At 32.5% G+C, this 16,000-nt stretch carries 11 protein-coding genes and 1 tRNA gene; 10 read left to right on the top strand and 2 right to left on the bottom strand.

Translation table 11 applies throughout. The features are described from left to right. Positions 1 to 31 precede the first annotated feature (31 nt). Positions 32 to 102: transfer RNA gene (locus tag Q361_RS11070), tRNA-Gln, on the bottom strand. A gap of 320 nt (positions 103 to 422) precedes the next feature. Here Q361_RS11070 and Q361_RS11065 point away from each other — a divergent pair. The 3 genes from Q361_RS11065 to Q361_RS11055 all read left to right on the top strand — a co-directional run bounded on the left by Q361_RS11065 (position 423) and on the right by Q361_RS11055 (position 5,763). Further along, positions 423 to 1,772: a sensor histidine kinase gene (locus Q361_RS11065; RefSeq protein WP_103726798.1), complete on the top strand. Its 1,350-nt coding sequence runs from the start codon at positions 423 to 425 to the stop codon at positions 1,770 to 1,772. Beyond that, positions 1,762 to 2,463: a response regulator transcription factor gene (locus Q361_RS11060; protein WP_103726797.1), complete on the top strand. Its 702-nt coding sequence runs from the start codon at positions 1,762 to 1,764 to the stop codon at positions 2,461 to 2,463. Before Q361_RS11065 ends, Q361_RS11060 begins: the two co-directional genes overlap by 11 nt. Before the next feature lie 63 nt (positions 2,464 to 2,526). After that, the gene (locus Q361_RS11055) at positions 2,527 to 5,763 is read left to right on the top strand and encodes a glycosyltransferase family 117 protein (protein ID WP_103726796.1); all 3,237 of its coding nucleotides are present in this window, start codon (positions 2,527 to 2,529) and stop codon (positions 5,761 to 5,763) included. Positions 5,764 to 5,839: 76 nt separating this feature from the next. Here Q361_RS11055 and Q361_RS11050 read toward each other — a convergent pair whose 3' ends face one another. After that, positions 5,840 to 6,232, bottom strand: coding sequence for an SPOR domain-containing protein (locus Q361_RS11050; RefSeq protein WP_103726795.1), 393 nt, complete (start codon positions 6,230 to 6,232; stop codon positions 5,840 to 5,842). 213 nt (positions 6,233 to 6,445) lie between these two features. Between Q361_RS11050 and Q361_RS11045 the strand changes: the two genes are divergently transcribed. Genes Q361_RS11045 through Q361_RS11015 form a run of 7 tightly spaced genes read left to right on the top strand, consistent with a single transcriptional unit; the run spans position 6,446 to position 15,982 of the window. Beyond that, entirely contained in the window at positions 6,446 to 7,774 is a 1,329-nt protein-coding gene (locus Q361_RS11045) for a c-type cytochrome (RefSeq protein WP_103726794.1), read from the top strand. A 31-nt stretch (positions 7,775 to 7,805) separates the two neighbouring features. After that, the gene (locus Q361_RS11040; protein ID WP_103726793.1) at positions 7,806 to 10,892 is read left to right on the top strand and encodes a TAT-variant-translocated molybdopterin oxidoreductase; all 3,087 of its coding nucleotides are present in this window, start codon (positions 7,806 to 7,808) and stop codon (positions 10,890 to 10,892) included. Between the two features lie 30 nt (positions 10,893 to 10,922). Beyond that, the gene (nrfD, locus tag Q361_RS11035) at positions 10,923 to 12,326 is read left to right on the top strand and encodes an NrfD/PsrC family molybdoenzyme membrane anchor subunit (protein ID WP_103726792.1); all 1,404 of its coding nucleotides are present in this window, start codon (positions 10,923 to 10,925) and stop codon (positions 12,324 to 12,326) included. Then, on the top strand, positions 12,319 to 12,852 hold the full coding sequence (locus Q361_RS11030; RefSeq protein ID WP_103726791.1) for a DUF3341 domain-containing protein: 534 nt from the start codon (positions 12,319 to 12,321) through the stop codon (positions 12,850 to 12,852). The genes nrfD and Q361_RS11030 overlap by 8 nt, the downstream gene beginning before the upstream one ends. Before the next feature lie 8 nt (positions 12,853 to 12,860). Further along, the gene (locus Q361_RS11025) at positions 12,861 to 13,430 is read left to right on the top strand and encodes a c-type cytochrome (protein ID WP_103726790.1); all 570 of its coding nucleotides are present in this window, start codon (positions 12,861 to 12,863) and stop codon (positions 13,428 to 13,430) included. A 30-nt stretch (positions 13,431 to 13,460) separates the two neighbouring features. Next, on the top strand, positions 13,461 to 14,780 hold the full coding sequence (locus tag Q361_RS11020) for a quinol:cytochrome C oxidoreductase (RefSeq protein WP_103726789.1): 1,320 nt from the start codon (positions 13,461 to 13,463) through the stop codon (positions 14,778 to 14,780). A 17-nt stretch (positions 14,781 to 14,797) separates the two neighbouring features. Further along, complete coding sequence (locus Q361_RS11015) at positions 14,798 to 15,982, top strand: cytochrome c oxidase subunit II (protein ID WP_103726788.1); 1,185 nt, start codon at positions 14,798 to 14,800, stop codon at positions 15,980 to 15,982. Positions 15,983 to 16,000 lie beyond the last annotated feature (18 nt).

Genomic DNA, 16,000 nt, shown 5'->3' with positions numbered 1-16,000 from the left:
AAAAAAGCTCAACGAAAGTTGAGCTTTTTTGTTGGTCTACTAGGACTCGAACCTAGAAAGACGGCACCAAAAACCGTAGTGTTACCATTACACCATAGACCAATTGCTTATTGCGAGTGCAAATTTAGTACAAAAAATATATGTTGCAAATATTTTTTAAACTTTTTTTAAAATCAAAATATAACGTAATTATAAGTTGCTAAATGTTAAGTGTTTGCTTGAGGGTATAAGTTTTACAAAAAAATAATCTTTATATCATCTTGAAAGTTAATCGTAGGTTAAAGCCACTTAAAATTAATGGGTGAACTCATTTTATTTCTACTTTTGAAAAGCAAATGAACCTAGAAGCAGAGTTTACTTTAAATAGTAAACAGTTTCTACAAAAAGCATAGTATAACTATTTACCATAATATAAGGTTAAGATGAATAGAAAAATAAAAATTCTCGTTGCATTTTCGTGTTTAATTTTTGTGCTGCTCTGTACTATTCAATATTATTTGGTACAAACTACGTATGAGCATAAAGTATCAGAATTTAAAAATGAAATTAAAAATTATTTTTACAACAATACCAACCATTACACAAGTTTAGATACTGCAATTACATTTAGTAAAAACAGTCTTTATCAAACATTGGCAGAAAATTATATTGAAAATAAAGAAACTCGATTTGTAATAAAAAATTCGATGTTAAAAAATAATTTGCGAGATACAATAAGCCAAAAACTAAAAACAGAGTTTGCTAAGCATTTCTCGGATTACGAAATAAATTTTGGACTAGTATTGAACAAGTTTGTTGTGTACAATAAAACAAAGGCAGATACTATATATGCCGAAAAGCCGAATATTAGAAACTTATTTGCAGGGAATTTAAAAACGTTAGAAGATGCATTTGTGCTTAGAAATTATACTAACAATTTTGCACTAGACAAACATACACAACTTATTACAGAAGATACCTTATATATATCGGTAGTTAATTATAAAAGTATTGTATGGCAACGTATGAGTGGGATACTTGCTTTATCAGTAATTAGTATGCTAGTACTTATGTTTTTATTCTACTTGGCACTTAGAGCTCTCATCGTACAAAAAAACATCAACGAAGTAACTACCGATTTTATAAACAATATTACCCACGAGTTTCAAACACCGCTTACGACCATTGGTGTATCAACCAAAATACTGGCGCAAAATATGAGTTATAATCAAGATGATAGTATGCGACAAACTATTTCGACTATAGAAAGGCAAAATAATCGATTAATAAAATTGATAAATCAAGTGTTGGAGTGTTCTGTAGAACAAAAATGGAAACATTTGCAAAATCAATCTATAGAGATTAGCTCTTTTGTTCAATCAATAATTTCCGATTTTAAAACAGCATACCCAACTATTGATTTTTATGAACAGTACAATACAACAGCTACATTATATGGTGATGCTTTTCATCTTACTACAGCCATAACAAATGTTTTGCAAAACGCAGTTAAATACGGGAGCACCAAAATAGTAATTGAAACGAAAAGCGTAGATAATTTTGCACAACTTATTATTACAGACAACGGTATAGGGATAGATAAAAAGAAGCAGTCTTTATTGTTTAAAAAATTTTACCGCATTAACGAAGGTAATATACACAACAATAAAGGGCTTGGACTTGGCTTGTATTATGTAAATCAAATAATAAAAGCACACAAAGGAATCATCAATCTAAAAAGCGAACAAGGTAAAGGCGCTTCTTTTACTATCTCTATGCCTTATGTTTACTAAGTATAAAATTATTTTGGTTGAAGACGATTTGGATTTTGCTTCAATTTTAAAACGTTTTTTAGAGTCTAATGGTTTTGAAGTTACATGGGCTACAAATGGTGCAGATGCTTTGGTTTTGTTTCAAAATGATTCTTTTGATTTGTGTATTTCAGATGTTATGATGCCTGTAATGGATGGTTTTACATTAGCAGAAAAAATCATAGAAAAACACCCAGAAATGTATTTTGTTTTTTTATCAGCCAAACAACTTCCAGCTGATAAAATAAAAGGATTACAGCTCGGTGCCGACGATTATATAGTAAAACCATTTGATACAAATGAACTGTTATTGCGTATAAAAAACATTTTAAAAAGAAAAGAAAAATTAGATTTTTCAACCCACAAACAAATACAAATAGGTTCTTTTTGTTTTGATGCTAAACGAAGTATTCTTTATAACAACAGTTATAAATACCAACTCACAGAGAAAGAAAATTTTTTATTGGCATATTTAATTGCCAATAAAAATCAATTGGTAAAAAGGCAAGATATACTCATTGCTATTTGGAAAAGCAACGATTTCTTTTCGGGTAGAAGTATGGATGTGTATTTAAGTAAAATTAGAAAATACTTTGCTTCAGACCCAAAAATTAAACTCGAATCGATACGCAATATAGGTTTGGAACTAAAAGAAGTACACGAAAAAGAGTAGTAATTTATTACAAACCTTTCAATAAAAAATAGTTTCTTTGCACAAGTAAATTTTTACACAAATATGACAAATTTTAATTTTAAAAAGTGGAATAATCTATTAGGATGGGCAGTTTTTGCAATAGCCCTTATCACGTATACACTTACCGTAGAACCAACCATGAGTTTTTGGGATTGTGGCGAGTATATTGCTACTTCGGCAAAACTAGAAGTAGGGCATCCGCCAGGAGCTCCGTTGTTTCAAATGATAGGCGCATTTTTTGCCATGTTTGCTATAAGTAAACAACACATTGCTTTTATGGTAAATATGACCTCGGTAGTTTCGAGTGCATTTACCATATTATTTATGTTTTGGTCTTCAACCATGATACTTAAAAAAGTAGTGGCCCATTATTCAGAATTAAGTAAAAACAATCTTATCGCTATTTTAGGAAGTTCTTTTGTAGGAGCATTAACATTCACGTTTACAGATAGTTTTTGGTTTAATGCTACAGAGGCCGAAGTTTATGCTATGGCGATGTTGTTTATTGCGCTTATGTTGTGGCTTGGACTTCGATGGGAAGAAGACATGCATACACCAAAAGGCAATAAATGGTTGTTATTAATAAGTTTAGTAACAGGTTTGTCATTTGGAGTACACTTTATGTCTTTACTTACTATACCATCTATTGGATTTTTATATTATTTTAAAAATTATAAAAAAGTTACAGTAACTAGTTTTATAATAGCCAATGTGATTATCGTTGCAATATTATTATTCATTTTTAAATTGTTACTGCCTTATACATTAGCATTTTTTGGAAAAACCGAAATATTTATGGTAAACAATTTGGGTTTACCTTTCAATTCGGGTTCTATTTTTGGCTTATTGCTTATTGTTGTGGTGTTTTATTTCGGGCTTTTATATACCAAAAAGAAGCAACACCCATTTTACAATACTATGTTGTTAAGTATTTTATTTTTACTTTTAGGATTTTCTACATGGCTAATGCTTCCAGTGAGAGCCAATGCTAATACTCCAATAAATGAAAACAAACCTTCAGACGCTGCAGAGGTATTAGCATATTACAATAGAGAACAATATGGAGTAAATCCTTTGTTTTACGGGCCTCAGTATACAGGTGCATTTGCAGGTTTAGATCCAGAATTGCCGTACACCGATGGAAAACCCAATTATGAAAGAGATTACAAAACAAAAAAATATGTTATTGTAAACGATTATATAGGTTCAGAACAAAATACAGATGAAGCGCACAAAGCCTTTTTACCTAGAATGTGGAGTGAAGAGCATATTGCTAATTATATCCATTTTACCAAAGTTCCAGATTTTAAAATAAAAGATGAATATCTAGAAGAAAAAGAATTGGTAGATGAGGTTGCTAAGTTTAGAGAAGCTTATGCAAAAAAACAAATAGATGTAGATCAATATGTTTCTTTTTTGAAGTACTACGGTGATTATTTGGATATACAAAAACCATCATTTGTAGATAATATGAAGTTTTTATTCGAATACCAATTTGGGTATATGTATGGCCGTTATTTGTTGTGGAATTTTGTTGGAAGACAAAATGATGTTCAAGGAAAATATGATGATTTAGATGGCAATTGGATGAGCGGTATTAAACCAATTGATGAACTACATGTTGGTCCGCAAAGTAATTTGCCAGACGATGTATTGCGTAATAAAGGAAGAAATTTTTATTATTTTTTACCACTTTTCCTTGGCTTAATAGGTTTGTTGTATCATGCACAACGCAATTTGAAAAGTTTTTATGTGCTACTTACACTGTTTTTATTTACAGGTTTAGCTTTGAAAATTTATCTAAACGAACGTCCATTTGAACCAAGAGAACGTGATTATGCTTTAGTAGGGTCATTTTATGTGTTTGCTATGTGGGTTGGTTTTGGGGTGTATGCACTCTATGAAATGATCAAAGAAAAACTCGCAGAAAAGACTGCTTTGCCTCTTACTATTGTATTGTCACTTATAGCATCTCCAATGCTTATGGCTTATCAAAATTGGGACGATCATAATCGTGCAGGAAAATATACAGCAACAGCAATGGCAAAACAATATTTAGACTCTTGTGAGCCCAATGCAATTTTGTTTACAATAGGAGATAATGACACATTTCCATTGTGGTATGTACAAGAAATTGAGGGTTACCGTACCGACGTGAAAATAGTAAATACCAGTTTACTAATGACCGATTGGTATATAGACCAAATGAAAATGAAAACATATAAATCTGAAGGATTGCCTATTTCTTTCACTCATGATAAAATTGTAGGAGATAAACGAGAAGGAATTGTTTTTGATAAAAAAACAGAAAATAGATGGAATATCAAAGACTTTTTGTCTTTTGCAAAATCCGACGATACAATTACTCAAATTACCATGCCAAGTGGTCGTAAACTACACTTTTTACCAACCAATAAAGTGCGACTTAGCGTTGATAAAAATACAGTTTTAAAACACAAAGTAGTAAATCCTAAATACAACGATTCTATTGTTCCATATATCGATATTGATATAAAAGGAGGAGCTATATATAAAAATCGTTTAATTATGTTGGATATAATTGCCAATAATAATTGGAAGCGCCCAGTATGTTTTACAGGAGGAAGTTTTGGAGACGATGACTATTTATGGATGAAAGATTTCTTGCAGTTAGACGGTATGGTTTACAAGTTAGTACCTGTAAAAACTCCTGTAGACGAAGAAAATGCACCATACGATTTAGGGCAAATAGATTCTGATAAAATGTATAATTCTATCGTAACTCAAAAGTACAGCGAAGATAACAACCGAATAGGTTGGGATTGGGGTAATGGCGAAAGCACCAAAATTTACCATGATCCAGAAACTAGAAAAAACAGCATATCTACAAGAAATAATCTTTCTCGATTGATGGATCAATTAATCAAAGAAGGTAAGGTAGACAAAGCCAAAAAAATAATTGAGCTAGCTTTAAATAAATTGCCTTTAGATTATTATGGATATTATAGTGCTGTAGACCCATTTGCAAATGGATATTATGAAGTTGGAGAAACTCAAAAAGCACGAGAATTACTCTCAAAATTAGCAGTAAAATACAAACAGCAACTTACCTATTTTGCTACACTTACTCCGGCCAACCAATATTATTTGGCTACCGAAATAATGACAGCTATAGAGCGATATAGAGGACTACTTGAAATTATGAAAAAAAATAACGATACCGATTTTTATACTAAAAATAAGGCTGAGTTTAACAATTACAACAAACGTTTTGCCCGATTTGGTAGAGATATGGAGTAATAATTATATTAAAATGCTTAAAACAAAAAAGTGAAGATTTATCTTCACTTTTTTGTTTTATTATCTATCAAAATTTCTAGTTCATATTTGGTTTTACAAGTAAAGCTTTTGGAAATTTTTTTCTTAAAATAGTCAAGTTACGCTCAGCTTCAATTCTCGTTTTGTAATTGCCGACTAGAACTTTGTAGTTGGGTGTTGAAAAAATGAGTGTAGCTTCTGTTAAACGGTTTTCTTTTTTAAAAGCAATGAGTGTTTTTTTAGACTCTTCACTATTACCAATAAAAATCTGAATTTTATACCGTGTAGTGTTTGCCATGACTGCATTGAGTTTTCTTTTTTCAGTAAGTAAATTCTCAATTTTTGGATCTTGTTTTAGGGTCACATTTTGACTAAAATTCTGCCCGAAACACAAAACAAACCCAAATAATATATATTTTTTTGCTGTAGTAGAAATTGTTAAAAAATTCATAATAGTTTGATTTATATGCAAATGTAAACATTAATAAATACAATTATAAACATCAATAATTTAGAATGGTTATAAATTATACTTTATGATACTTTTAAGGTTTTGATAATAGTACATAAGTTGTATTTTTGTCAAGTTTTTGTAAAAAGTGTAAACAATTTTCAAATACTACAGTAAAAATCATACCACAATTGTCGATAATCATTTTATAATATGAAAAAAGTGGGAAACCATAGTTCAATTTCTAGAATTTATCTCTTAAGCTTAGCGTTTTTGCTAGTTTTCTCTTTGCCTGTGTTTGCTCAAGATGCAGCTGCTCCAAAAGATGCGGCGGCAATGCCTGCTGCAACAGGAGGTGGAGATGCAGCTAAAGGGAAAGAATTGTTTAATGCAAATTGTGCAGCTTGTCATAATCTTGATAAAAAGATGACAGGGCCTGCTCTTAGAGGTGTTGCAGAAAAATACGATAAAGCTTGGATTTACAAATGGGTAAATAACAGTTCTGCGCTTATTAAATCTGGTGATGCTAAAGCTGTAAAAGTTTTTGAAGAAAATAATAAAGTTGTGATGACTGCTTTTCCTCAGCTTACTACAGCAGATATAGATAACATTTTGGCTTATACCTCAGAGCCTGCTCCAAAAGCTGAAGTTGCTCCTGCTGGTGCAGTTGCTGGTGCTGGTGCTGAAAAGTCAGAAGGAGTTTCCAATGATGTGATACTTGGTGTGTTGGTTTTGGTAATGGGAGTTCTTATAACCATGTTGTATTTAGTTTACAATATGTTGTCAAGAATTGCTCTTTCAAAAGGTTTAGAGCTAACTGCTACCGATAGATCAATTCAATCAGTTTGCCAAGCCTTTGTAAAAAATCAATTTTTGGTATTGGTTTCTGTAATAATGTTGATGTTAATCAGTGCATATTTTGTGTATGGTTATTTAATGCAAATAGGTGTAGATCAAGATTATGAGCCTGTTCAGCCAATACATTATTCTCACAGAATTCACGCAGGTAGCAATGGTATAGATTGTAAATATTGTCACTCTGCGGCTCGTGTTAGTAAAAATGCCGGTATACCGTCGTTGAATGTTTGTATGAATTGTCATAAAAACATTGCAGAGGTTGCAGATACAACAGCTACTCCAGAACATTCAAAAGCATTCTACGATGGAGAAATCCAAAAGTTATATGATGCTGTTGGATGGGATAGAACCTTACAAAAATATACAGGTAAAACACAACCAGTAAAATGGGTAAGAATTCATAATCTTCCAGATTTTGCCTACTTCAATCACTCACAACACGTAACGGTTGCTGGAGTTGAATGTCAAAAATGTCATGGACCGGTTCAAACTTATGAAGTTATGAAACAATTTGCTCCTTTAACAATGGGTTGGTGTGTAAATTGTCACCGTGAAACAAATGTTAAGGTAGAAGGAAATGGTTATTATGAAAAAATTCATAAAGAACTTTCTAAAAAGTATGGTGTAGATAAATTGACTGCTGCTCAAATGGGAGGTTTAGAGTGTGGAAAATGTCACTATTAATAATTGTTTAAGAAGCTAATAAATATATACAATGTCATCAAACAAAAAATACTGGAAAAGTGTTGAAGAGTTAAACGAAAATAACTCTATTGTTGAGGCGCTTAGAAATAATGAATTCGTTGAAGAAATTCCTACAGATGAATTTCTTGGCGATAAAGATACATTATCTTCTTCATCAACCACTCGTCGTGATTTCTTGAAATATGTAGGATTTACAACTGCAGCGGCTACTTTAGCAGCATGTGAAGGTCCGGTGCATAAATCAATTCCTTATGTTGTGCAGCCAGAACAAGTTATACCTGGTGTAGCCGATTATTATGCTACAACAATGTTTGACGGATTTGATTTTGCTAATATTCTAGTTAGAACAAGAGAAGGTCGTCCTATAAGAATTGAAAATAATACTTTAGAAGGAGCTAAATTTTCTGCTAATGCTAGAGTAATTGCTTCGGTTCTTTCTTTGTATGATAATATGCGTTTGAAATTTCCAAAAATTGGTAATGAAAGCGCTCAATGGAATGATGTAAATCAAAAAATACAACAATCTTTAGCAGATGCAAAAGCTAAAGGCAAACAAGTTGTAGTTTTAACCAATACATTAGCTAGTCCATCTACAGAAAAACTTATCGCAGAGTTTGTAGCTAAAAATCCTACAGCAAAACATGTGGTATATGATTCCGTTTCAGAATCTGCAGCTTTAGATGCGTTCGAATCTGTATATGGAGAAAGAGCATTATTGGATTACGATTTTTCAAAAGCAGGTACTATTGTTTCTGTAGGAGCTGATTTCTTAGGAGATTGGCAAGGTGGTGGGTACAATTCTAGTTATGCAAAAGGTAGAATTCCACAAACAGGACAAATGTCTAAGCATATTCAATTTGAGTCAAATATGACACTCACTGGAGCAGCGGCAGATAAGCGTGTGCCAATTAGTGTGTATGCTCAAAAACAAGCTTTGGTTAAAATATTCAACATCATTACCAATTCTTCTATACCAACTGGTAAAATTGATAATGAAGCCGAAGTTGTAAAAGCGGCCAATCAATTAAAAGATTCTAAAAACAAAGGTCTTTTGGTTTGCGGTATTCAAGATAAAAATGCACAATTATTAGTTTTTGCTATCAATCAAGTATTAACTAGCGAAGCTTTTATGGCTGCTGGTGTACGTTATACTCGTAAAGGTTCTGATGCTAAAGTGGCAGAATTGGTTAAAGATATGAATGCAGGAAATGTTCATACACTTATTATGAGTGGTGTAAATCCTCTTTATACCTTATCAAATGCAAAAGCATTCGAGACAGGTTTGTCTAAAGTAACAACCTCAGTAGCTTTTACTCAAAAATTTGATGAAACCGCTGAAAAAGTTACTATAGCAGCAGCAACTCCTCATTATTTAGAGTCTTGGAATGATTATGTGCTTACAAAAGGAACTTATTCGATAGCTCAACCTACTATTCGTCCTTTATTTAATACAAAACAATTTCAAGATTGTTTATTGGTTTGGAATGGAAGTCCATTAACTTATTATGATTATATAAAAGCGAATGCGTCATCATATTTAAACGGTACTTCTTGGAATAAAGCGGTTCACGATGGTCTTGTAGTTACAAGTGATTCAGTTTTGGCTAGTGGTACAGCAGATTATAGCGGTGCAGCTACACAATTAGCACAAAGTGCAAATGCTAAAAACTTTGAATTGTTGTTGTATACAAAAACAGGAATGGGAGATGGGCAACAAGCAAACAATCCTTGGTTGCAAGAGTTTCCAGATCCAATTACAAGAGTTTCTTGGGATAACTATGTTACAGTTTCAAAAGCAGATGCTGAAAAACTGAAACTAGAAAACACTATTGCAGACAATGGCGGACTAGACGGTAGTTATGTAAACATTTCTGTTAATGGTGTAAAACTTGAAAATGTTCCAGTAATTGTACAACCAGGTCAAGCCAAAGGTACTTTAGGATTGGCTTTAGGATATGGTCGTAAGGCTTCCATGAAAGAAGAAATGCAAGTAGGTGTTAATGCTTATAGTGTTTATTTTAATGCTTCTAGCCTACAAGATGCAACTATAGAAAAAGCATCGGGTAAACATGAGTTTGCTTGTGTTCAATCACAAAAAACATTAATGGGTAGAGGTGATATTTTAAAAGAAACTACACTTGCCGATTATAATAAAAAAGATGCAAAAGAGTGGAATCCACAACCTATGGTTTCTTTAGATCATAAAGAAGTTGAAGCTACTACCGTAGATTTGTGGGAGTCTTTTGACAGAACAACGGGTCATCATTTTAATTTATCTATAGATTTGAATGCGTGTACAGGTTGTGGAGCTTGTGTTATAGCTTGTCATGCAGAAAATAATGTACCTGTTGTAGGTAAAACAGAAGTTCGTAGAAGTAGAGATATGCACTGGTTGCGTATAGACAGATATTATTCATCAGAAGATACTTTTGCAGCCGATGTTGAGAAAAAAGAAAATTTTGACGGATTGGATTTAACAGGGTTTTTAGCTGGAAATGAAGACACTAAAGGCTCATTAGGTGGATTTAGACAACTAGAGCATCCAGCCGACAATCCTCAAGTATCTTTCCAACCTGTAATGTGTCAGCATTGTAACCATGCTCCTTGTGAAACAGTATGTCCTGTGGCTGCTACATCACACGGTCGTCAAGGACAAAATCACATGGCATATAACCGTTGTGTAGGTACACGTTACTGTGCTAACAACTGTCCGTACAAAGTTCGTCGTTTTAATTGGTTCTTATATAATAATAATGACGAGTTTGATTTCCACATGAATGATGATTTAGGAAGAATGGTTATCAATCCAGATGTAAACGTTCGTTCTCGTGGGGTTATGGAAAAATGTTCTATGTGTATTCAAATGACTCAAGCTACTATATTAAAAGCAAAAAGAGAAGGAAGACCGGTAAATGCCGACGAATTCCAAACAGCTTGTTCTAGTGCTTGTTCTACAGGAGCTATGGTATTTGGAGATGTAAATAATAAAGACTCTCAAATAACAAAAGTTGTTGCCGATAAAAGAGCTTACCATTTGTTGGAACATGTTGGAACAAAACCAAATGTGGTTTATCAAGTAAAAGTTAGAAATTCATAAGTATAAATTTAAGTAACAATATAAAGGATTATGTCGTCTCATTACGAAGCACCCATTAGAAAACCTTTAGTTATTGGTGATAAAAGTTATCACGATATAACAGTTGATGTTGCTGCTCCTGTAGAAGGAAGAGCAAATAAACAATGGTGGACTGTATTTTCAATTGCGTTAGCAGCGTTCCTTTGGGGATTAGGCTGTATTATATATACTATTTCAACAGGTATAGGAACTTGGGGTTTAAATAAAACTGTAGGTTGGGCCTGGGATATTACCAATTTCGTTTGGTGGGTAGGTATTGGACACGCAGGTACACTTATTTCTGCTGTATTGCTTTTATTCCGTCAAAAATGGAGAATGGCAATCAACCGTTCTGCAGAAGCGATGACAATCTTTTCAGTAGTTCAGGCAGGTTTGTTTCCAATTATTCACATGGGTCGTCCTTGGTTGGCTTATTGGGTTGTGCCTATTCCAAATCAATTTGGTTCTTTGTGGGTGAACTTTAACTCTCCATTATTATGGGACGTATTTGCAATCTCTACTTATTTATCTGTTTCATTAGTGTTTTGGTGGACAGGTTTACTTCCAGATTTTGCTATGCTTCGCGATAGAGCTGTAACCCCATTTACAAAACAAGTATATTCAATATTAAGTTTTGGATGGAGCGGTAGAGCTAAAGATTGGCAGCGTTTTGAAGAAGTATCTTTAGTTTTAGCAGGTTTAGCAACACCACTTGTACTTTCTGTACACACTATTGTATCGTTTGACTTTGCTACGTCTGTAATTCCAGGTTGGCATACAACAATTTTCCCTCCTTATTTCGTTGCGGGTGCTGTTTTTTCTGGTTTTGCTATGGTAAACACCTTACTTATAATTATGAGAAAGGTATCCAATCTTGAAGCTTATATTACTTTGCAACATATTGAACTAATGAATATCATTATTATGATTACAGGTTCTATTGTAGGTGTTGCATATATTACAGAGTTATTTATTGCTTGGTACTCGGGAGTAGAATATGAACAATATGCATTTTTAAATAGAGCAACAGGACCTTATGCTTGGGCTTATTGGATGATGATGTCTTGTAATGTTTTCTCTCCGCAATTTATGTGGTCAAAAAAATTAAGAACAAGCATTATGTTTTCATTCATTATATCTATAGTTGTAAATATAGGTATGTGGTTTGAGCGTTTCGTAATCATTGTTACTTCATTACATAGAGATTACCTTCCGTCTTCTTGGACAAAATTCTCTCCTACTTTTGTAGATATAGGAATTTATGTAGGTACAATTGGTTTCTTCTTTGTTTTATTCTTACTTTATGCTCGTTCATTCCCAGTAATAGCACAAGCAGAGGTTAAAACAATATTGAAATCTTCAGGTGAAAATTATAAAAAATTAAGAGAAGAAAATAAACATTCGCATCATGAGTAGTACAGTAGTTCATGCCTTATATAATGATGATGACATATTGATGGATGCCGTTAAAAAAACACGTGCAGCACATCATCATATTGAAGAAGTTTTTACACCATTTCCTGTGCATGGTTTAGACAAGGCTATGGGATTGGCACCAACTCGTTTAGCAATTTGTGCTTTCATTTATGGTGCTTATGGTTTAGGTTTTGCCACATGGCTTATGTGGAATATTATGATAAATCCAAGTGGAGGATGGCCTCAAGATATTGGAGGTAAACCAAGTTTTAGCTATTTGCAAAACATGCCTGCTTTTGTACCTGTTATGTTTGAAATGACAGTATTTCATGCAGCGCATTTAATGGTGATTACTTTTTATATGAGAAGTAAATTATGGCCATTCAAAAAAGCTGAAAACCCAGATGTAAGAACTACAGACGACCATTTCCTTATGGAAGTAGCTGTAAAAAATAATGTTGAAGAACTCACTTCTTTTTTACAAAACACAGGTGCTGTTGAAGTAAAAGTTGTAGAAAAGCATTAATAACTATTATGAAAAATACAATAAAGTTATCCGTAATATTTGCTTTTGCATTATCTGTTATTTCATGTAAAGATAATCAAAAACCAAATTATCAATATTTTCCTAATATGTACGAATCTGTAGCTTATGAGACTTATTCAGAGTCTGGAGCATTCAAAGCATCTTATGGATTATATGGTAAAGAAGGTCAATTACCACCAAAAGGAGCTATTAAAAGAGGTTTTATGCCTTATGAATATCCTAACACTCCAGAAGCATTGGCTACAGTTAAAGCTGCAAACTTAAAATCTCCATTAGATTCTACACAAGTAGACATGAAAAAAGGAGAAGAGTTATTTAATATATATTGTGCTATTTGCCATGGTACAGCTGGAGATGGTAAAGGGAAATTGGTAAAACAAGAAAAGTTTTTAGGAGTACCTAATTATGCAGAACGTCAAATAAATGAAGGAAGTGTATTTCATGTAATCACTTACGGATTGAATGCTATGGGTTCTCATGCTAATCAATTATCCCAAGAGGAAAGATGGAAAGTTGCCGCTTATGTTATGAAACTTAAAGGCGATTTATCAAAATAAATAAAGTAGAACAAACAGAATCTTATAGATATGTACACATTTTCAAGTAAATTAAAAACCCTATCTTTTGTACTAATGATTATTGGTGTATTAGGTATTGGATATGGTTTTTTTAGTGCTCCTAAAAATATTCAAGATGTAGAAACAATGCTTAAAGCAGAGGAATCTCATCATGGTTCTACTCACACTGAGGCAACAGCGCATCATACAGAAAAGAAAGAGGCTCATGCTGAAGCCGAACATAAAGAACATACAGAGCATGTATTTCATCAATTGCAAAATAAACCATGGGCAGCTTTGTATGTTGCTTGTATATTTTTTATGCTAGTTTCATTAGGAGCTTTGGTTTTTTATGCTATTCAACAAGTCGCACAAGCAGGTTGGTCTCCAGTATTATTTAGAGTGATGCAGGGGGTTTCTTCTTATTTATTGCCAGGTTCAATTATATTCTTTGTATTATTACTTTTGTCTGGCTTTCACTTTAACCATTTGTTTATTTGGATGGATAAAGAAGTTGTAGCTCACGACGAATTAATACAAGGTAAATCGGGTTATTTAAATTTTCCATTTTGGATTATTAGAGCAATTGTATTCTTAGTAATATGGAATACTTATAGAATATTGTCTAGAAAAAATTGTCTTGCTCAAGATGAATCTAACGATAATACTTTTTATAAAAAGAATTTCAAACTATCGGCTCTATTTTTAGTTTTATTTATAGTTTCTGAGTCTATCATGTCTTGGGACTGGATACTTTCTGTTGATCCACATTGGTTTAGTACTTTGTTTGGTTGGTATGTGTTTGCCAGTTTCTTTGTAAGTGGTATTACTACTATTTCAATGGTTACATTGTATTTAAAATCCAAAGGATATTTAGAGAATGTAAATTCAAGTCATATTCACGATTTGTCTAAATTTATGTTTGGTATTAGTGTATTTTGGACTTACCTTTGGTTTTCTCAATTTATGTTGATATGGTATTCAAATATACCAGAAGAGGTAACCTACTTCAAAACAAGAATCGAACAATTTAATTTGCCTTTCTTTGGTATGGTATTTCTTAATTTTGTTTTTCCATTCTTAACTTTAATCAATACAGATTTCAAACGTATCGCTCCAATAGTAGTTACCGCAGGTATTGTAATTTTAGTAGGACATTATGTAGATTTTTATGTAATGATAATGCCATCAACGGTAGGTACTCAAGCTAGTATTGGAGTTTCAGAAATAAGTTCAGTATTATTTTTCTTAGGATTATTTATTTTTGTAGTATTTAGTACTTTATCAAAAGTGCCTCTTACACCAAAAAGAAATCCATTTATGGAAGAAAGCAAACATTTTCATTATTAATATTTAAAGAATAAAAAATGACGGGATTTTTAGTACTTATTGTTTTAGTATTAATTTCAGTTGCAATTTGGCAATTGGTAAAAATATTTGACTTAACTCAAATAGGAGTTAAACCCGAAGACAATTTGCAAATTGCGACAGATAATGATAATAAAGTAAATGGTTATCTGATGTTTGCATTTTTAGGATTCATTTATGTGTTCATGCTTTTTAGTATGATAAAATGGGGTCCTGTTGTTCTTGGCAAACCAGCTTCTTTGCATGGTCCAGAATACGATAATTTGATGACTATTTCAATGGTATTAATCTTTACCGTTCAAATAATTACACAAGCCTTATTGCATTATTTTGCTTTTAAATATACAGGAAAACAAGGTCAAAAAGCTGTTTATTTTGCAGATAATAATAAATTAGAACTTATTTGGAGTTCAATTCCAGCTATCGTTTTAGCAGTATTAATTTTTTACGGGTTGTACAATTGGAGTGATATTATGTTTTTTGATGAAAAGAAAGATGATCCTATTGTAATTGAGCTATATGCTAAGCAATTTTCATGGGAAGCTCGTTATTCTGGAAAAGACAACGTATTAGGAAAAGCCAATGTTCGTTTTATTGAAGGGCCAAATTCTGTAGGTGTAGATCTTTCAGATCCAAATGCTCAAGATGATTTTGTGGTAAGTGAATTGCATTTGCCAAAAGACAGAAGAGTTATATTTAAAATACGTTCTCAAGATGTTCTTCACTCTGCATTTATGCCTCATTTTAGAGCACAAATGAATTGTGTTCCAGGTATGGTTACTCAATTTTCATTTATTCCTACTGTTACTACGGCAGATATGCGTAATGATGAAGCAATTAAAAAGAAAGTAGACAATATTAATAAAATTCGTGAAGCAAAAAGCGCTCTTTTAGCAAAAGAAGGGAAACCTGCTTTAGATTCTTATACGTTTGATTATTTACTATTGTGCAATAAAATTTGTGGTGCATCTCACTACAATATGCAAATGAAAATAGTTGTAGATTCTAAAGAGGATTTCAACAAATGGTTAGCAGAAAAATCTTCAGCCACTGTTGCTGTTGCTGTTAAAAATGACGCAAAAGAAAAAGCAGCTTCATCTGAAGAAAAATCTACTTCTGTAAAAGATTCTTCGGCTTCAAAAGTTGATTCAACCGTTGTAGCAGAAACTCCAGCAGTAAAATAATAAAACTAATATCTCAAT

The sequence above is a fragment of the Flavobacterium croceum DSM 17960 genome, assembly GCF_002917885.1.
Lineage (GTDB): Bacteria > Bacteroidota > Bacteroidia > Flavobacteriales > Flavobacteriaceae > Flavobacterium > Flavobacterium croceum.
Note: the sequence above shows the minus strand (reverse complement) of the source record. Positions and strands in the feature narration are given on the sequence as shown.